Here is a 15,402-nt window from a genome sequence, read left to right as displayed (position 1 = left end):
TAAGTGTTAAGCATATTGGCGACATAGGTGGCAGCGCCATGAAGCCTCTCCTTATCGCACTGTTGCCGGTATTCGCAATGCTTCCCGCAACCCCGGCCCTGGCCGACGCCTTGGCCGATGGCGGCGAAGACGGCGAACTGGAATTGCCGGCCTATCTCCAATGCGTGCCCTATGCGCGCGAAGTAAGTGGCATCGCGATCTATGGCGACGCCTATACCTGGTGGGATCAGGCGGAGGGGCAGTATGCCCGCGGCCACGCGCCTCGCGTCGGTGCGGTGATGGCATTCGCACCGTACGGGAACATGACCCTGGGCCATGTCGCCGCGGTATCCAAGGTGATCGATTCGCGCACGGTGCTGCTTGACCATGCCAACTGGTCGCCGATCGACGGGCGACGCGGCCGCATCGAACGCGGGGTGAAGGCGGTGGACGTCTCGCCCGCCAACGACTGGAGCCAGGTGCGGGTATGGTACGCGCCGGTGGGTGGGTTGGGCACCACGGAATGGCCGGTGCGCGGCTTCATCTATGCGGATGGCAAGGCCAAGCGCCGGATGCGGGTCGAACCCGGGGTTCGGGTCGCCCGCGCTGCACCTGTCAGCGGCGCGCCATCGAAGCAGTTTCTGGGTGCCTTCGCCACGCCGACCTCTCCGCGCACGACCAGCGAAGCTCGTGCTCCCGAGAGGCGAAGTACTGCAAAACCCGCTGAGCGGGCACCGGTTCGCACAGCTGCACGCACTCCAGGCGGACTGGCGGTGCTGACGGCAAACTATGCTCCGGCGAAACCTGCCGCAGCTGCGGGAAAGCGGAGCGCTCTGCCGCGCGACCGCTATGCCGCAGTCATCGCGCAGTACGAGTAGGGACTAGTCCGCCTTTGCCACCGGGGCATCGTCGCCGAGGTCTTCGAACCACGCCTCTACCGGGCCGGTGAGTTTTAGCGTCAGCGGGCGACCCTTACGATCGACGGTCTTGCCCGCCTGTACGCGGACCCATCCACCGGAGATCGAATATTCCTCGATATCGTGGCGCTGCCGACCCTTGAACCGAATGCCGACCCCGCGCTGCAGCGCGTCGCTGTCGAAATGCTCGCTGCGCGGATTGACCGACAGGTGATCGGGCGGGGTGTCGCTGCCGGTGGCGGCGGCATCCTGTGCGCCGGTATCGGGATTTTGCTCTTCGCTCATGGGAGGGGCCGATAATCCGCCCGCCTGCGACTGGCAAGCGGGCACGGTATCGATCGCAGGCGATCAGTCGGGCGCTATCAATCGGGCGGAGGGGGTGTCTCGACCGGACCACGGTCCGGCTCGTCGATGTCGGGCGAAGGAGGATCGATTTCGTCCGGCTGACGACCGGGCGCCTCTTGCGGCGTCGGCTCGATCGGGGTTTCAGGCGGGGCGCCGGGTTCGATCGTGTCGGGGGCGGGTTGGCCAGGTTGGGTTGCCATTCTCAATCTCCTAGTCGGGGGGCAGGGCATCGAGTTCGGGCTGGCTTTCGCCTTCGCCCTCGTGTCGTTCGCCTTCGCGCATCGCCGCTTCACGTTCCTTGTCGATTTCGGACTGCTCGCCAGGGCGATCGAACTTGGAATGGCCATCGGCATCGCTGTCGCCATTATCGCGGGCCAGTTCCCGGGCATCGACCGGCTTTGCGTCCGGGTCGATCGCGGGCGGGGTGGCGGGGGGCACCCGCGCGGTATCGTAGTCGTCTTTCGGTTTCGGCATGGCCGCATCCTTTCTCCCGCAATCAACGTCGCCCGGTCGGATGCTGTTCCGTGCGCTTGCCCTTTTGTCGCGTTCGGACTAGAGGCGCGCGTTCACCCGCAGGCGGCCCATCCCGCCTGCGCGGCTTCGTTCGGGTTGCGGGCGTGGCGGAACTGGTAGACGCGCTGGTTTTAGGTACCAGTATCGAAAGATGTGGGGGTTCGAGTCCCTTCGCCCGCACCAGTCCCGCCGCAGTGCGCAGTCCGTCGCCCACGACGTTACAGAAAGCTTCGAAGAGCCACAGCATGCAGATCACCGAGACCACCAATGAGGGCCTCAAGCGCGCCTACACGGTTACCATCCCGGCCAAGGAGATCGACGAGAAGATCTCGACCGAGGTGAAGAAGATCGCCCCGCAGGTCCGCATGCCCGGCTTCCGCCCGGGCAAGGTGCCGGCCAATCTGGTGCGCAAGATGCATGGCGAGCAGCTCCACGCGCAGGTGCTCAACGACACCATCCGCGACAGCGTGGACGAGGTGATCCGCAAGAACGAGCTGCGCCCCGCGATGCAGCCGCAGGTGGAACTGGGCGAAGGCTACGAGCAGGGCAAGGATGCGAAGGTCGACGTCAGCCTGGAAGTGCTGCCGAAGATCGACGCGCCGAGCGTCGACGGGCTGGAGCTGGAACGGCTGACGGTGCCGGTGGCCGACGATCAGATCGACGAGACGCTGGAGCGGATCGCGGGCCAGAACAAGAGCTATTCCGACGCGCCCAAGACGCGCAAGGCGAAGGATGGCGACCAGCTGATCGTCGATTTCGTCGGCAAGCTGGACGGCGAACCGTTCGACGGCGGCTCCGCCCAGGATGCCCCGATCGTGCTCGGTTCCGGCACCTTCATCCCTGGCTTCGAAGAGCAACTGACCGGGGTCAAGACGGGCGACGAGAAGACCATCACCGTCACCTTCCCCGAAGAGTACCAGGCCGAGCAGCTGGCGGGCAAGGAAGCCACTTTCGACGTCACCGTGAAGCAGGTGAAGGTCGAAGGCGAAACCAAGCTCGACGATGAATTCGCCAAGAACCTCGGCCTCGACAGCCTCGACAAGCTGAAGGAACTGATCCGCGGTCAGCTGGAACAGGAAACCGCCGGGCTCACCCGCACGCAGATGAAGCGCCAGCTGCTCGACACGCTGGCGGCGGGGCACGATTTCCCGGTGCCGCAGGGCATGGTCGACGCCGAGTTCGAGCAGATCTGGGCCCAGCTCCAGCAGGAAGCCTCGCAGGACGAGGATCCCGAGGGCGCGCTGAAGGAGATCGAGGCGGAGAAGGACGATTACCGCCAGATCGCCGAGCGCCGCGTGCGCCTCGGCCTGCTGCTGTCCGAGATCGGCCAGGCCAATGGGGTGGAAATCACCGGCCAGGAAATGAGCATGCTGATTCAGCAGGCGGCGCAGCAATATCGCGAGGAAGATCGCGAGCGCTTCATGCAGTACGTCCAGCAGGAGCCGATGGCCGCCGCCCAGCTGCGCGCGCCGCTGTATGAGGACAAGGTCGTCGACTTCCTGTTCGACAAGGCCGAGATCACCGACCGCGAAGTGACGCGCGAGGAACTGGAAGCCGCGATCGAGGCGGAGTCCGACGAGCAGGCCAAGCCTGCGGCGAAGAAGAAGCCCGCCGCCAAGAAGAAGGCCCCGGCCAAGAAGACCGAAGCCAAGAAGGACGAGTCCGAGGCGGACGCCGCGCCCGCGAAGAAGACTCCTGCCAAGAAGGCCGCGGCCAAGAAGGCTGCGCCGGCGAAGTCCGACGACGAGCCCGCCGCCGAAAAGAAGGCTCCGGCCAAGAAAGCCCCGGCGAAGAAGCCCGCCGCGAAGGCGGATGCGGACAAGCCTGAGGCGAAGAAGACCCCGGCCAAGAAAGCTCCGGCAAAGGCTGCGGCAACCAAGAAGCCTGCCGCCAAGAAGCCCGCTTCGACGAAGAAGTGATCGCCGCTCGGGCGCTGCGCGTCAGTCGCGCGGCGCCCACGGCTTCATCGAAGGCTGCGGCAGTTCGGCCGTGCGCGCGCGTTCATAGGCGGCGCCCGCCTTCAGCACATCGTGGTCGCGCCATTTCGCGCCCATGAAGCTCAACCCCACCGGCAGGCCTTCGACCGCGCCCATCGGCACGGTCAGGTGCGGGTAGCCCGCGATCGCGGCCAGCGATCCCGCGCCGATTCCGCCGGGATAATGATCGCCGTAGATCAGGTCGATCGGCCACGCCGCCCCGGTCGTCGGCGCGATCAGGAACTGCACCGCGTTTTCGCGCAGCAGCCGGTCGATGCCCTGCTCGCCCGCCAGATGCAGCGCGTTCTCGCGTGCGGCGCGGTAGGCAGCGCGATCCGTCGTGCTTTCCGCCTGCTCGAAGATATCCTGCCCGAACCAGCGCATTTCCTCGGCCGCATGGGTTTTGTCGAATGCGATCACATCGGCGAGCGAGCGGACCGGAATATCGGCCGGCGATCCGGCCAGATATGTGCCTAGGTCCTCGCGCAGTTCGTACAGCAGCACGGTGAATTCGTCCCGGTACATCTCGTCGTTCGGGGAATAGTCGATCTCGACCAGTTCGGCCCCGGCACGCCGCAGATCGGCCAGTGCCGCGTCGAACAGGGCGGTGACGGGGGCGAAGTCGCCCGCCTGCTTGCGCAGTACGCCGATCCGCACGCCCCTTAGCGAAGCCGTCGCCAGGCCTTGCGTGAAATCCCGCAGATGGCTGTCCGCATCCTTCGTCGCCGGATCGGCCGGGTCGCTGCCCGCGATCGCGCCCAGCAGCAGCGCGGCATCCATCACGCTGTTCGCCATCGGCCCGGCGGTGTCCTGCGAATGGCTGATCGGCACGACATGGGTGCGGCTGACCACGCCGACGGTCGGCTTGAACCCGACCACGCCGTTAACGCTGGCGGGGCAGGTGATCGAACCGTCGGTCTCGGTCCCGATCGCCGCCCAGGCGAAGCCCGCCGCCACCGCTGCGCCGCTGCCCGAGGAGGAACCGCACGGATTGCGGTCGGTCGCGTGCGGGTTCCCGGTCTGCCCGCCGACCGCGCTCCACCCGCTGGTCGAATTGCTGGAGCGGATGTTCGCCCATTCGCTGAGATTGGTCTTGCCCAGGATCACGCCGCCCGCCCGGCGCAGCCTGGCAATCAACGGCGCGTCGCGCCCGGTCATGTTGTTCGCCAGAGCGAGGCTGCCCGCGGTGGTGGGCCACTCCCGCGTTTCGATATTATCCTTCACCAGCACGGTCCGGCCTTGGAGCGGGCGCTCGGTATTGGCGACCGCCTGCCGCGCGGCATCGGGGTCGTAGACGATCACGGCATTCAGCGTGGGGCCTGCATCGTCGAGCGTCCTGATCCGCTCGATCTGTGCCTGCGTATCGGATATCGCCGCAGGTGCCGTTTCCTGGATTACGATCGTTTCCTGCGCGCAAACCGCGCTGGCAGGGAGGGCGAGTGCGGCGAGCGCGAGCGCGTATCTGGTCATGGATACCGATCATGCCCGCGTGTGGGGTGATTGCAAGGGGATGTCGCCCTTCACCCCCTTGAACATCGCGAACCCACGCGCGACATAGGGCTGGACTTCAGACGAGAGGGTTCAGACTTAACATGATCGATCTTTCCGCGCAGCTCGGCGAAACCTACGGCACGCAGGGCCAGTTCACCCGCGATCCGGTGACCGGCGCACTGGTGCCGGTGGTGGTCGAGCAGACCAGCCGGGGCGAGCGCAGCTTCGACATCTTCAGCCGCCTGCTGCGCGAACGCATCGTGTTCGTGACCAGCCAGGTGGAAGACGGGATGGCCTCACTCATCACGGCGCAGCTGCTGTTCCTCGAAAGCGAGAACCCGTCCAAGCCGATCAGCATGTATATCAATTCGCCCGGCGGCGTGGTGACCGCGGGCATGGCGATCCACGACACGATGCAGTATATCAAGCCGCGCGTTTCGACCGTATGCTTGGGGCAGGCCGCCAGCATGGGCAGCTTCCTCCTCGCCGCGGGTGAGCCGGGCATGCGCATCGCGCTCCCCAATGCGCGCATCATGGTGCACCAGCCCAGCGGCGGCGCCCGCGGCATGGCCTCCGATATCGAGATCCAGGCGCGCGAAATCCTGCGCATCAAGAAGCGGATGAACGATCTCTACGTCAAGTATACCGGGCGCAGCCTGGACGAGATCGAGAAGGCGATGGACCGCGACACCTTCCTCGAGGCAGAGGAAGCGATGGAGTTCGGCATCGTCGACAAGGTGTTCGAGACCCGGCCGGAAAGCGAGACCACCGGCGAAGACGATGGGTCCGGCGGCGCCCCGGAATGATCCGCCATTTCGCGCCGCTTAAGCCCTTGGCAAGGCGGCGCGTTATAGGGCGGCAAGTGTTGTAAAACCGATCGAGCGCGATACACTCGGTCGAATCCCCTTGCATGGCCAGGCAAGGGGGAGGAAAATCAGGATATGACGAAATTGAGCGGAACCGATAGCAAAAGTACCCTGTACTGCAGCTTCTGCGGCAAATCCCAGCACGAGGTGCGCAAGCTGATCGCCGGCCCCACCGTGTTCATCTGCGATGAGTGCGTCGAGCTGTGCAACGATATCATCCGTGAAGAGACCAAGGCCGGGTTGAGCGGACGCAAGGAAGGCGACGTGCCGTCGCCGTCCGAAATCTGCGCCACGCTGGCCGATTACGTGATCGGGCAGGACCGTGCGAAGCGTGTGCTGTCGGTGGCGGTCCACAACCACTACAAGCGTCTGAAACATGCGGGCAAGCAGGGCGACGTTGAACTGGCGAAGTCCAACATCCTGCTGGTCGGCCCGACCGGTTCGGGCAAGACCCTGCTGGCGCAGACGCTGGCGCGCACCTTCGACGTGCCCTTCACCATGGCCGACGCGACCACGCTCACCGAAGCGGGTTATGTGGGCGAAGATGTGGAGAACATCATCCTCAAGCTGCTGCAGGCGTCCGACTACAATGTCGAGAAGGCGCAGCACGGCATCGTCTATATCGACGAGATCGACAAGATCACGCGCAAGGCGGAAAATCCCTCCATCACGCGCGACGTTTCGGGCGAAGGCGTGCAGCAGGCGCTGCTCAAGCTGATGGAAGGCACCACCGCCAGCGTGCCGCCGCAGGGCGGGCGCAAGCATCCGCAGCAGGAATTCCTGCAGGTCGACACGACGAATATCCTGTTCATCTGCGGCGGCGCGTTCGCCGGGCTGGACAAGATCATCGGCGACCGGTTGCAGAAGCGTTCGATCGGCTTCGGCGCGCATGTCGCGGACCCCGACAAGCGCCGCATCGGCGAGCTGTTGGAAAAGAGCGAGCCGGAGGATCTCCTCAAGTTCGGTCTGATTCCCGAATTCGTCGGCCGCCTGCCGGTGATCGCCACGCTGCACGACCTCGACGTCGATGCGCTGGTGACCATCCTGCAGGAACCGAAGAACGCGCTGGTGAAGCAGTACGCCAAGCTGTTCGAGCTGGAAGATGTCGAGCTCACCTTCACTGACGATGCGCTGCGCGCGATTGCCGAGCGGGCGATCAAGCGCAAGACCGGTGCGCGGGGCCTGCGCTCGATCGTGGAGGGCATCCTGCTCGACACGATGTTCGACCTGCCCGATCTCGACGACGTGTCCGAAGTCGTGATCGACAAGGACGTGGTCGAAGGCCGCAAGGAGCCGATCCGCGTGGTCAGCAGCGAGAAGAAGGACGAGGCGGCGGCCTGACCTTAGCGTCAGCCGCCTCTCATCCCCAATTCCGCATCGCAATCCGTTCGCGCGCCAGACGGCGCCGTTCCCGAGCGCGTGCGTGCCATCCGGCGCGCGCGCCCTTTTTCATGACTTTACGATATCAGGAGTAATTCCATGGCCCAGACCAACGAACTCGCCGCCAAGCTGTTGCGCGATGCCGGACAGTTCTTCCGCCACGTCGGCGAGCAGAATCCCGAGCTGAAAGAGCAGATGGACAACAACGCGCAGGTCTACGACCAGGTTGCCGGAATGGTGGAAACCGATCCGACCGGCGATCTGCCTGTCGCCGACGAGGAAGGTCAGCAGCAGGTCAACTGACCGGCTGCGACGATAGCGCATACGAGAATGGGCCGCCCTCGCGGGCGGCCCTTTTTCTGTTTCCCGTCAGGGAATTACGCGGTCAGCGTTGCTGCGAACCGCTGTCCTTACCCGGCTGCTTCGACTGGCTGGGCTGCTGGTTCTTGCCAGCCTGCTGCTCTGTCTGGCGATCCCGGGCCTGCTTATCGTCGGGCTGGGATTGGCGGTTCTTGTCCTTCTCGTTCATCGGACCACTCCAAAATCCCGCACGGGGTTATGCGGGAATATGAAACGGTTAGGTGCCGAATTCCGATCCCGCGCGTGGTCGTGGAATTCGGGCGACCGGGCGCGGATCAGCAGCCGGTGGCGCAGGCGCGGTCGCGCTCTATCTGCAGCGTGGTATGGCCGATCCGGTGATGATGGGCGAGCTCGTCCGCCACGCGGCGCAGGAAATCGTCTCCCGGGTGGCCCTCTGGTATGACGAGATGCGCGGTCATCGCGGTCTCGGTGGTGCTCATGGGCCAGATATGCAGATCGTGCACCGCGACGACCCCGTCCTGCCCCTCCAGAAAGCTCTTCACGCCTTCCTGGTCCACCGCATCGGGCACGGCGTTCAAAGCCATGCTGACGCTTTCCTTCAACAACCCCCAGGTTCCCCAGGCGATGACGGCGACAATCACGACGCTGGTGACCGGATCGATCCAGGCGAGCCCAGTCCACCAGATCGCCGCGCCTGCCAGTACCACGCCGGCCGACACGGCGGCGTCGGCGGCCATATGCAGATAGGCACCGCGCACGTTGAGATCGCTTTTGCGTCCGCGCATGAACAGGAGCGCGGTGACGGTGTTGATCACGATCCCGATGCCGGCGACCACCATCACCGTTCCCGCGGCGACCGGCTGCGGGTCGGAGAAGCGCTGGATCGCCTCGACCAGGATCATACCGATCGCGATCAGGAGCAGCATCGCGTTCGCCAGCGCGGCGAGGATGGTCGAGCTCTTGTAGCCATAGGTGTATCGCTGGCTCGCCGGCTTCTTGGCCGCCACGCTCGCGCCCCACGCCAGCAGCAGGCTGAGCACGTCGGACAGATTGTGCCCGGCATCGGCGATCAGCGCCATCGAATCGGCGGCGAAACCGTAGAACGCCTCCACCGCGACGAAGGCGGTGTTCAGCCCGACCCCGATCGCGAAGGCGCGCCCGAAATCGGCGGGAGCATGGCTGTGCCCTGCGCCGTGATCATGCGAATGGGAGTGCCCTGCGCCCATCGCCGTCAGTCGTACACGCAGCGATCGAGCCCGTCACGCCGTACGGTGCCGATCCGGCGGGCGATGGTGCCGCCGTGACGCCGCAGCCAGCCCGATGGGTTGGCGACCGCGCGCTTCTTGGGCAGCGGCAGGGCAGCGGCCATCCGCGCGGCCTCCAGCGGGGTGAGCCGGGCGGCGGAATGGCGGAAGTAGCGCTGCGCACCCGCCTCCACGCCGTAAGTCCCGATCCCGGTCTCCGCGACGTTCAGGTAGACTTCCATGATCCGCCGCTTGCCCCAGATCTTCTCGATCAGGAAGGTGAACCAGGCTTCCAGACCTTTTCGGAAATAGCCGCCGTCCTGCCACAGGAAGACGTTCTTCGCGGTCTGCTGGCTGATGGTGGAGCCGCCGCGAATCCGCCCGCCTTGCGCGTTGCGCTGGATCGCGTTCTCGATTGCCTCGCGGTCGAAGCCGTCATGGCTGCAGAACTTGCTGTCCTCCGCCGCGATCACCGCGCGCACCATATTCCGATCGATATTGGACAGCGGCTCCCAATCCTTCGTGATGCCGTTATCGTCCATCAGCATGGTCGCGGTGACGGGCACCGGCACGAACTTGTAGAGCAGTACGAAGAGCAGGCTGAGCCCGAGAAACAGGCCGACCGCCCAGGCGAGTATTTTCAGCAGCCAGCGCATTGCGGTGGCTCTTAAAGCGTGCGGACGGCCGATACAACAAGGGCCCTGCCGGTCCGCACCGGCAGGGCCCTCGTTTGCGTACTCATGCGCCCGGTCAGGCGGCGGTCGGCAGCAGCTTCTCGCTGGCGATGGTCTTCATCGCCTTTTGCACCTTCTCGAACGCGCGTACCTCGATCTGGCGGATACGTTCGCGGCTGACGTCGTAGACCTGACTCAGCTCTTCGAGCGTCTGCGGGTTCTCGGTCAGGCGCCGTTCGGTGAAGATATGTTTCTCACGGTCGTTCAGACTGTCCATCGCCTCGATCAGCATCCCGTGGCGCACCTGCGCTTCTTCCGCGTCGGCGACGGTTTCATCCTGCAGGGGGCGATCGTCGGTCAGCCAGTCCTGCCACTGGCCGCTGCCCTCCTCGTCGCTGCGCATGGAGACGTTCAGCGAGGAATCGCCCCCCATCAGCATGCGCCGGTTCATGTTGATCACTTCCTGCTCCGGCACGCCGAGATCGGTGGCGATCTTGGCTACGTCGTCCGGATGCAGGTCGGTATCCTCGTAGGCGTCGAGCTGCTTCTTCATCCGGCGCAGGTTGAAGAACAGCTTCTTCTGCGCGGCGGTGGTGCCCATCTTCACGAGGCTCCAGCTGCGCAGGATGAATTCCTGGATGCTGGCCTTGATCCACCACATGGCGTAGGTGGCGAGGCGAAAGCCGCGATCGGGCTCGAATTTCTTCACGCCCTGCATCAGGCCCACATTCCCTTCGGAAATGAGGTCGCTGACGGGCAGTCCATAGCCGCGATAACCCATGGCGATCTTCGCCACGAGCCGCAGGTGGCTGGATACCAGCTGTGCTGCCGCGTCGGGATCCTCGTGCTCGGCATAACGCTTGGCGAGCATGTATTCCTGCTCCGCCGTCAGTACGGGATATTTCTTGATTTCGGACAGATAGCGGTTGAGGCTCTGTTCCCCGCCGAGTGCCGGAATGGCCACCGCTTTATTGCTACTCATGTCTTCCCTAACCTTTCTTGCGCCGACCCCGTCGAACGGACCCCTGCCGGGCATCCGATGGCGTTGGGCCGCGAACCTTCGATATAGGACGCGCGGCAAGATATTGCGAGTTTACTATTCCGATATTAACGAGCGGTCGTTTCGATCAGTTCCGCCATGTCGGGGGGCGGTTCGGCGCGAAATTCGACCCGTTCGCCGGTCGCCGGATGGGTGAAGCCCAGCTCTGCTGCATGGAGGGCCTGTCGGTGGAAGCCGAGATCGGACAGCAGCGCTCGCAACGCCTTGGGATCGCGTCCATAGACTTGATCCCCCAATAGCGCATGGCCGATTGACGCACAGTGAACGCGCACCTGGTGCGTGCGTCCGGTTTCCAGGCGGCACTCGATCAAGCTGCAATGGTCGAGCCGGCGAAGCGTCCGATAATGGGTCACCGCGCGTTTTCCGCGCCGCGCATCGTCGGGCAGCACCGCCATCTTCTTGCGATCCCGGTCGCTGCGGCCGATCCGGCCCGCGATCGTTCCGGCGGGCGGGGCAGGGTGCCCGGCGCACACCGCCAGATAGGCGCGGTCGATCGAATGGTCGGCGAACTGCTTCGCCAGCCCCTCGTGCGCCGCGTCGGTCTTCGCCACGACCAGCAGGCCGGACGTGTCCTTGTCGATCCGGTGGACTATTCCCGGCCGCGCGACGCCGTTGATGCCGGACAGCTGCCCCGCGCAATGGTGGAGCAGGGCGTTCACCAGCGTGCCGTCGCGATTGCCCGCGGCGGGGTGGACGACCATCCCGGCGGGCTTGTTCACCACCACCAGATGCGCATCCTCGAACACGATATCGAGTGCGATGTCCTGCGGCTGAGCGGCCAGCGGCGTGGGCTCTGGCAAGGCAATCGAGAACGGCGCGCCTGCTTTGCCCTTTGCCGAAGGATTGGTCGCGGCAACGCCGTCGACGGTGACGGCACCTTCGGCCATCAGCGCCTTCACCCGCTCGCGCGACAGGCCCGTCTCCTCGGCCAGCGCCTTGTCGAGGCGGGTGGCGGCGGCAAGCGCGCCGGTGATGGTGCGGGTGGTCATGGGCGTGCAGTAACAAAACAAAGTCCGCTCGTCCTGAGCTTGTCGAAGGACCGTCTTTCCTTCTAGCGAGACATATGCCGTTCTGGACCTACCTTCTCCATTGTCGCGGAGGTTCCTTCTACACTGGGCACACCGACGATCTGGATCGGCGGATCGCGGAACACCAGAGTGGCGCGTTCCCCGGTTTCACCCGTGATCGTCTGCCGGTCGAGCTGGTTTGGTCGGGCGAGTTTCCGGATCGGCAGCAAGCGTTCGAGTTCGAACGACGGATCAAGGGCTGGTCGCGGGCGAAGAAGCTGGCGCTGATCCGAGGCGACTGGGAGGGAATTTCGCGCTTGGCCCGGAAAAAGGACGGTCCTTCGACAGGCTCAGGACGAGCGGGATTTGGTTTGGCGAGCGGAATCGAACAGAAAATCCTCGGCCACGCCCGGGACGCGCATCCGCACGAATGCTGCGGGTTGTTGCTCGGGCACGGGGACCGGATCGAGGAAATCCGCCCGGCTGCCAATGTCCATCGCGAACCGGCCACGCATTTTGAGATCGACCCGCAGGCGCTCCTCGACGCGCATCGCGCCGCTCGCGACGGGGGGCCGCAGGTGCTGGGCTATTACCATTCGCATCCCACCACGCTGCCCGAACCATCTGCCACCGACCGGGCACGCGCTGCGGGCGATGGATCGATCTGGGCGATCGTGGGGGAGGGGCGGGTGACCTGGTGGCGCGATGAAAAGGATGGCTTCGCTCCGCTTCCCTACGCGGTGCGAGACGGCTAGAGGCGGTCGGATGCACCGACGCACCGTCCTCTTTCCCCAACGATCCGTCGCGCCGGCGTTCGCGGGCGGATTTTCCGCTCTAGGACAGTGTTCCAAGTGTTCCATCCAGTAGGATTTCGCAGTTTCTAGATGACCCAGATCGATCCCATTGCCTTTGCCAGCCAGCTCTGCTCGCGCCTGTGCCACGACCTCCTCAGCCCCGTGGGCGCGCTGTCCAACGGGTTGGAGCTGATGGCGGACGAAACCGATCCGGCGATGCGCGAACGCTGTCTCGACCTGCTCGAACAGAGCGCGGCGACGAGCGCGGCCAAGCTCAAATTCTTCCGCCTCGCCTTCGGCGCAGGCGGTGGTTTCGGCGACAAGGTCGATATCGCCGAGCCGCGCGATGTCATCCAGACGCTGGCGCACGATGCCAAGCGGATCGAGCTCGCCTGGGCGTTGGAGGTCGACAGTCTGCCCAAGCCCGCCGCCAAGGTGCTGCTCAATTTTGCGCATATGGCGATCGAGGCGCTGGTGCGCGGCGGCACGCTCGACATCGGGGCCGAACGGCGCGACGGCGCGCATGAAATCGTGGTTCGGGCGCAGGGCGTGCGGATCGCGTTCGACGAAAGCGTGGGCGCCGCGCTCGACGGCGACATCGATCCCGCCGAGCTGACCGGCCGCACCGCGCCCGCCTACATGCTCCATCTGCTGGCGGAGAAGGCAGGCGGCGCGATCCAGTACCAGCGCAGCGACACGATGTTGCTGCTCGGCGCGGAAATTCCGGAAGGGGAGGGCTGGATCGGCTGATGGCACAAAGCGATTTCGGGAAGGCGGGCGACGAATTGCCACCCAGCGACGACGAGCTGGTCCATCGCACCGCCCGTTCGCCCAATTTCAACGAGCGGGCGCTGCCGATCTCCATGGCGGTAATCCACTACACCGAGATGCAGGACCAGGGCTTCGCGCTCGAGCGGCTGTGCGACCCGGAGGCGAAAGTCTCCGCGCATTACCTGATCGGCGAAGGGGGCGAGGTCGTGCAGCTGGTGGCGGAGGACAAGCGCGCCTGGCACGCCGGGCAGTCCTATTGGCGCGGGCATCGCGACGTCAATTCGGCCAGCATCGGGATCGAGCTGGACCATCCGGGCCACGCCTATGGCTATCGCGATTTCCACGAGGCGCAGATCGACGCGCTGATACCGCTGCTGGCGCGGATCGTGAAGCAATACGACATTCCGCGCGCCAATGTCGTCGGCCATTCCGATGTCGCCCCGCAGCGCAAGATCGATCCGGGCGAGCTGTTCCCGTGGGAGCGGCTGGCCGAATACGATCTCTGTCTGCCGCGGCCGGAGAAGCTCGAACTGGGCGACCCGTTCAGCAATGACGGGGCGTTCTATCTCGCGCTCGAACGCTATGGCTACGATATTACCGATGGGCACAAGGCGGTCGAGGCGTTCCAGCGGCGCTGGCGGCCCGAGAAGATCGACGGCGAGATCGATGGGCAGGTGCGCGCGATCCTGTTCCAGCTGCTGCTCGACCGCGACCGGGGCGTAACGCGCTAGCCGGTCGCGGGAACCCCCTTGCCCGCGGTGGAGTTGGCGAGGTGTGAAGGAGCCTGGAATGACCGAAGAAGCCGCTACCACCGACAAGACCCTGCTGATTGCCTCGAACAAGGTGGACGAGATGACCGTCCGTTCCCGCGATGGGGAGAAGATGGGCCATGTCCACAGCTACATGATCAACAAGCGGACCGGCACGGTGACGCATGCGGTGCTCAGCCTGGGCGGGTTCCTTGGACTCAACAAGAGCTATTACCCGCTGCCGTTCGAGCTGATGGGATACAACGCGGTGGACGACGTCTACGTGGTGACGGTGGATCGCCGCCTGCTGGAAGGCGGGCCGAGCTGGTCGAACAATGCGCCGACCTTCAATCAGGCCTATGCCGACCGCGTGGCGAGCTACTACGAGACTCGGCACGAGGCAGTGTCGGTCGACGATTGACCCGGGCGATTTGCCGCCCCCTCTTGGCGGGGGCGTGCGACTAGCCTATCTCGCGAGGAGCCAGGGGGCCGGGCAGCCGCGGGCGGAGCGATCCGTCCGAGGAAAGTCCGGGCTCCACGAAACGAGGGTGGCGGGTAACGCCCGCCGGCATCGGACCGTCGGTCCGGCGTCAGGGACAGTGCCACAGAGAGCAGACGGCTGGCCTTCGGGCCGGTCACGGTGAAAGGGTGCGGTAAGAGCGCACCGCGCGCGCCGGCAATGGCCGCGGCATGGCAAACCCCACCCGGAGCAAGGCCGCATAGGGGCCTCGCGCCTCAGAAAGAGGCAGGGGCGTTTCGCCCCGAGAGGCCCGGGTTGGCTGCTCGAGCCATGGAGCGATCCATGGCCCAGATGAATGGCTGCCCCCGCGGCGCCGGTCGGAAACGATACCGGTCGCGGGACAGAACCCGGCTTACAGGCCCCCTGGCATCTTCGACCGGATCGGCCCCAGGCTCAATTGAACGGCTTGCACAGCTCGTCCATGCGGTCGGAAAACAGATGGCTGCGCAGCATCGGGCGCGCTTCGGACCAGTCGGTCGCCGGATCGTCGCGCACCATGCAGATCGCGCGCCACGCGATGGGCTGTTCCTTGATCTCCGATGCCACCGGCAGCCCCTCGATCAGCACAGGTCGCCCTTCGTAGGTGCCGCGCACGCGGCCGACGAAATTGCCTTCCGTCCCCTGGAGGTGGATGGTGCCTGACCCTGGATCGATGCTCACTTCGGTATCGACCGACACCGCGACGGCGAGCCAGATGGCGATCGCGACCGTGGCCGCCAGCGCCACCGTGCTGCCCAGTACCGCCCATTTCGCGCGGCGATCGCTGAGGGACTCCTCGGTGGCGTCTTCCATCCG

Annotated in this window: 19 protein-coding genes, 1 tRNA gene and 1 other RNA gene; 11 read left to right on the top strand and 10 right to left on the bottom strand. The window is 65.3% G+C overall.

Features of this window, described 5'->3' with window-relative positions; all coding sequences use genetic code 11:
- Positions 1-38: 38 nt before the first annotated feature.
- Positions 39-857, top strand: coding sequence for a CHAP domain-containing protein (locus tag F7D01_RS03580; protein ID WP_371819677.1), 819 nt, complete (start codon positions 39-41; stop codon positions 855-857).
- Between the two features lie 3 nt (positions 858-860).
- Here F7D01_RS03580 and F7D01_RS03575 read toward each other — a convergent pair whose 3' ends face one another.
- The 3 genes from F7D01_RS03575 to F7D01_RS03565 all read right to left on the bottom strand — a co-directional run bounded on the left by F7D01_RS03575 (position 861) and on the right by F7D01_RS03565 (position 1,715).
- Positions 861-1,181, bottom strand: a complete 321-nt coding sequence (locus F7D01_RS03575) for a DUF3297 family protein (RefSeq protein WP_215228868.1) — start codon at positions 1,179-1,181, stop codon at positions 861-863.
- A gap of 77 nt (positions 1,182-1,258) precedes the next feature.
- On the bottom strand, positions 1,259-1,441 hold the full coding sequence (locus tag F7D01_RS03570) for a hypothetical protein (RefSeq protein WP_215228867.1): 183 nt from the start codon (positions 1,439-1,441) through the stop codon (positions 1,259-1,261).
- Between the two features lie 10 nt (positions 1,442-1,451).
- Positions 1,452-1,715, bottom strand: a complete 264-nt coding sequence (locus tag F7D01_RS03565; RefSeq protein ID WP_215228866.1) for a hypothetical protein — start codon at positions 1,713-1,715, stop codon at positions 1,452-1,454.
- A gap of 137 nt (positions 1,716-1,852) precedes the next feature.
- Between F7D01_RS03565 and F7D01_RS03560 the strand changes: the two genes are divergently transcribed.
- Together F7D01_RS03560 and tig are read left to right on the top strand one after the other, a co-directional pair.
- Positions 1,853-1,937 (top strand) — tRNA-Leu (locus tag F7D01_RS03560).
- Positions 1,938-1,999: 62 nt separating this feature from the next.
- Positions 2,000-3,673 (top strand): trigger factor, encoded by a 1,674-nt coding sequence (gene tig / locus F7D01_RS03555; protein WP_215228865.1) that lies wholly within the window; start codon positions 2,000-2,002, stop codon positions 3,671-3,673.
- A 21-nt stretch (positions 3,674-3,694) separates the two neighbouring features.
- Here tig and F7D01_RS03550 read toward each other — a convergent pair whose 3' ends face one another.
- Positions 3,695-5,200, bottom strand: coding sequence for an amidase (locus F7D01_RS03550; protein ID WP_215228864.1), 1,506 nt, complete (start codon positions 5,198-5,200; stop codon positions 3,695-3,697).
- A gap of 122 nt (positions 5,201-5,322) precedes the next feature.
- Between F7D01_RS03550 and F7D01_RS03545 the strand changes: the two genes are divergently transcribed.
- The 3 genes from F7D01_RS03545 (at position 5,323) to F7D01_RS03535 (ending at position 7,770) form a co-directional block, all read left to right on the top strand.
- Positions 5,323-6,027 (top strand): ATP-dependent Clp protease proteolytic subunit, encoded by a 705-nt coding sequence (locus F7D01_RS03545; protein WP_251567035.1) that lies wholly within the window; start codon positions 5,323-5,325, stop codon positions 6,025-6,027.
- 135 nt (positions 6,028-6,162) lie between these two features.
- The gene (gene clpX, locus F7D01_RS03540) at positions 6,163-7,428 is read left to right on the top strand and encodes an ATP-dependent Clp protease ATP-binding subunit ClpX (RefSeq protein WP_215228863.1); all 1,266 of its coding nucleotides are present in this window, start codon (positions 6,163-6,165) and stop codon (positions 7,426-7,428) included.
- A gap of 138 nt (positions 7,429-7,566) precedes the next feature.
- Complete coding sequence (locus F7D01_RS03535; protein WP_215228862.1) at positions 7,567-7,770, top strand: hypothetical protein; 204 nt, start codon at positions 7,567-7,569, stop codon at positions 7,768-7,770.
- Between the two features lie 82 nt (positions 7,771-7,852).
- Here the strand turns inward: F7D01_RS03535 and F7D01_RS03530 are convergent, their stop codons facing one another.
- The 5 genes from F7D01_RS03530 to F7D01_RS03510 form a co-directional block, all read right to left on the bottom strand.
- Complete coding sequence (locus tag F7D01_RS03530) at positions 7,853-7,996, bottom strand: hypothetical protein (protein ID WP_215228861.1); 144 nt, start codon at positions 7,994-7,996, stop codon at positions 7,853-7,855.
- A 106-nt stretch (positions 7,997-8,102) separates the two neighbouring features.
- Complete coding sequence (locus F7D01_RS03525; protein ID WP_215228860.1) at positions 8,103-9,014, bottom strand: cation diffusion facilitator family transporter; 912 nt, start codon at positions 9,012-9,014, stop codon at positions 8,103-8,105.
- Positions 9,015-9,019: 5 nt separating this feature from the next.
- Positions 9,020-9,688: a monofunctional biosynthetic peptidoglycan transglycosylase gene (gene mtgA, locus F7D01_RS03520; protein ID WP_215228859.1), complete on the bottom strand. Its 669-nt coding sequence runs from the start codon at positions 9,686-9,688 to the stop codon at positions 9,020-9,022.
- A 94-nt stretch (positions 9,689-9,782) separates the two neighbouring features.
- Positions 9,783-10,688 carry an RNA polymerase sigma factor RpoH gene (gene rpoH, locus F7D01_RS03515; RefSeq protein WP_215228858.1) on the bottom strand — a complete coding sequence of 302 codons (906 nt, stop codon included), beginning with the start codon at positions 10,686-10,688 and terminating at the stop codon, positions 9,783-9,785.
- Between the two features lie 125 nt (positions 10,689-10,813).
- Positions 10,814-11,755 (bottom strand): RluA family pseudouridine synthase, encoded by a 942-nt coding sequence (locus F7D01_RS03510; RefSeq protein WP_215228857.1) that lies wholly within the window; start codon positions 11,753-11,755, stop codon positions 10,814-10,816.
- Positions 11,756-11,829: 74 nt separating this feature from the next.
- Between F7D01_RS03510 and F7D01_RS15470 the strand changes: the two genes are divergently transcribed.
- The 5 genes from F7D01_RS15470 to rnpB all read left to right on the top strand — a co-directional run bounded on the left by F7D01_RS15470 (position 11,830) and on the right by rnpB (position 14,978).
- Positions 11,830-12,528 carry a Mov34/MPN/PAD-1 family protein gene (locus tag F7D01_RS15470; RefSeq protein ID WP_371819676.1) on the top strand — a complete coding sequence of 233 codons (699 nt, stop codon included), beginning with the start codon at positions 11,830-11,832 and terminating at the stop codon, positions 12,526-12,528.
- A 129-nt stretch (positions 12,529-12,657) separates the two neighbouring features.
- Positions 12,658-13,317: a histidine phosphotransferase family protein gene (locus F7D01_RS03495; RefSeq protein ID WP_215228856.1), complete on the top strand. Its 660-nt coding sequence runs from the start codon at positions 12,658-12,660 to the stop codon at positions 13,315-13,317.
- Positions 13,317-14,069, top strand: coding sequence for an N-acetylmuramoyl-L-alanine amidase (locus tag F7D01_RS03490; RefSeq protein WP_215228855.1), 753 nt, complete (start codon positions 13,317-13,319; stop codon positions 14,067-14,069). Before F7D01_RS03495 ends, F7D01_RS03490 begins: the two co-directional genes overlap by 1 nt.
- A 58-nt stretch (positions 14,070-14,127) precedes the next feature.
- Entirely contained in the window at positions 14,128-14,508 is a 381-nt protein-coding gene (locus F7D01_RS03485) for a PRC-barrel domain-containing protein (RefSeq protein WP_215228854.1), read from the top strand.
- Between the two features lie 60 nt (positions 14,509-14,568).
- An RNA gene (gene rnpB, locus F7D01_RS03480) (RNase P RNA component class A) lies at positions 14,569-14,978 on the top strand.
- Positions 14,979-15,000: 22 nt separating this feature from the next.
- Here rnpB and F7D01_RS03475 read toward each other — a convergent pair.
- Positions 15,001-15,399, bottom strand: a complete 399-nt coding sequence (locus F7D01_RS03475; protein ID WP_215228853.1) for a hypothetical protein — start codon at positions 15,397-15,399, stop codon at positions 15,001-15,003.
- Positions 15,400-15,402 lie beyond the last annotated feature (3 nt).

Source organism: Erythrobacter sp. 3-20A1M, from assembly GCF_018636735.1.
Lineage (GTDB): Bacteria > Pseudomonadota > Alphaproteobacteria > Sphingomonadales > Sphingomonadaceae > Alteriqipengyuania.
The sequence above is the reverse complement of the archived record's forward strand: the minus strand, read 5'-3'. Positions and strand labels throughout refer to the sequence as shown.

Excerpts from the sequence above, each read along its gene's own strand:
- F7D01_RS03580 (WP_371819677.1), top strand. The coding sequence starts at position 39 with ATGAAGCCTCTCCTTATCGCACTGTTGCCGGTATTCGCAATGCTTCCC.
- F7D01_RS03575 (WP_215228868.1), bottom strand. The coding sequence starts at position 1,181 with ATGAGCGAAGAGCAAAATCCCGATACCGGCGCACAGGATGCCGCCGCC.
- F7D01_RS03570 (WP_215228867.1), bottom strand. The coding sequence starts at position 1,441 with ATGGCAACCCAACCTGGCCAACCCGCCCCCGACACGATCGAACCCGGC.
- F7D01_RS03565 (WP_215228866.1), bottom strand. The coding sequence starts at position 1,715 with ATGCCGAAACCGAAAGACGACTACGATACCGCGCGGGTGCCCCCCGCC.
- tig (WP_215228865.1), top strand. The coding sequence starts at position 2,000 with ATGCAGATCACCGAGACCACCAATGAGGGCCTCAAGCGCGCCTACACG.
- F7D01_RS03550 (WP_215228864.1), bottom strand. The coding sequence starts at position 5,200 with ATGACCAGATACGCGCTCGCGCTCGCCGCACTCGCCCTCCCTGCCAGC.
- F7D01_RS03545 (WP_251567035.1), top strand. The coding sequence starts at position 5,323 with ATGATCGATCTTTCCGCGCAGCTCGGCGAAACCTACGGCACGCAGGGC.
- clpX (WP_215228863.1), top strand. The coding sequence starts at position 6,163 with ATGACGAAATTGAGCGGAACCGATAGCAAAAGTACCCTGTACTGCAGC.
- F7D01_RS03535 (WP_215228862.1), top strand. The coding sequence starts at position 7,567 with ATGGCCCAGACCAACGAACTCGCCGCCAAGCTGTTGCGCGATGCCGGA.
- F7D01_RS03530 (WP_215228861.1), bottom strand. The coding sequence starts at position 7,996 with ATGAACGAGAAGGACAAGAACCGCCAATCCCAGCCCGACGATAAGCAG.
- F7D01_RS03525 (WP_215228860.1), bottom strand. The coding sequence starts at position 9,014 with ATGGGCGCAGGGCACTCCCATTCGCATGATCACGGCGCAGGGCACAGC.
- mtgA (WP_215228859.1), bottom strand. The coding sequence starts at position 9,688 with ATGCGCTGGCTGCTGAAAATACTCGCCTGGGCGGTCGGCCTGTTTCTC.
- rpoH (WP_215228858.1), bottom strand. The coding sequence starts at position 10,688 with ATGAGTAGCAATAAAGCGGTGGCCATTCCGGCACTCGGCGGGGAACAG.
- F7D01_RS03510 (WP_215228857.1), bottom strand. The coding sequence starts at position 11,755 with ATGACCACCCGCACCATCACCGGCGCGCTTGCCGCCGCCACCCGCCTC.
- F7D01_RS15470 (WP_371819676.1), top strand. The coding sequence starts at position 11,830 with ATGCCGTTCTGGACCTACCTTCTCCATTGTCGCGGAGGTTCCTTCTAC.
- F7D01_RS03495 (WP_215228856.1), top strand. The coding sequence starts at position 12,658 with ATGACCCAGATCGATCCCATTGCCTTTGCCAGCCAGCTCTGCTCGCGC.
- F7D01_RS03490 (WP_215228855.1), top strand. The coding sequence starts at position 13,317 with ATGGCACAAAGCGATTTCGGGAAGGCGGGCGACGAATTGCCACCCAGC.
- F7D01_RS03485 (WP_215228854.1), top strand. The coding sequence starts at position 14,128 with ATGACCGAAGAAGCCGCTACCACCGACAAGACCCTGCTGATTGCCTCG.
- F7D01_RS03475 (WP_215228853.1), bottom strand. The coding sequence starts at position 15,399 with ATGGAAGACGCCACCGAGGAGTCCCTCAGCGATCGCCGCGCGAAATGG.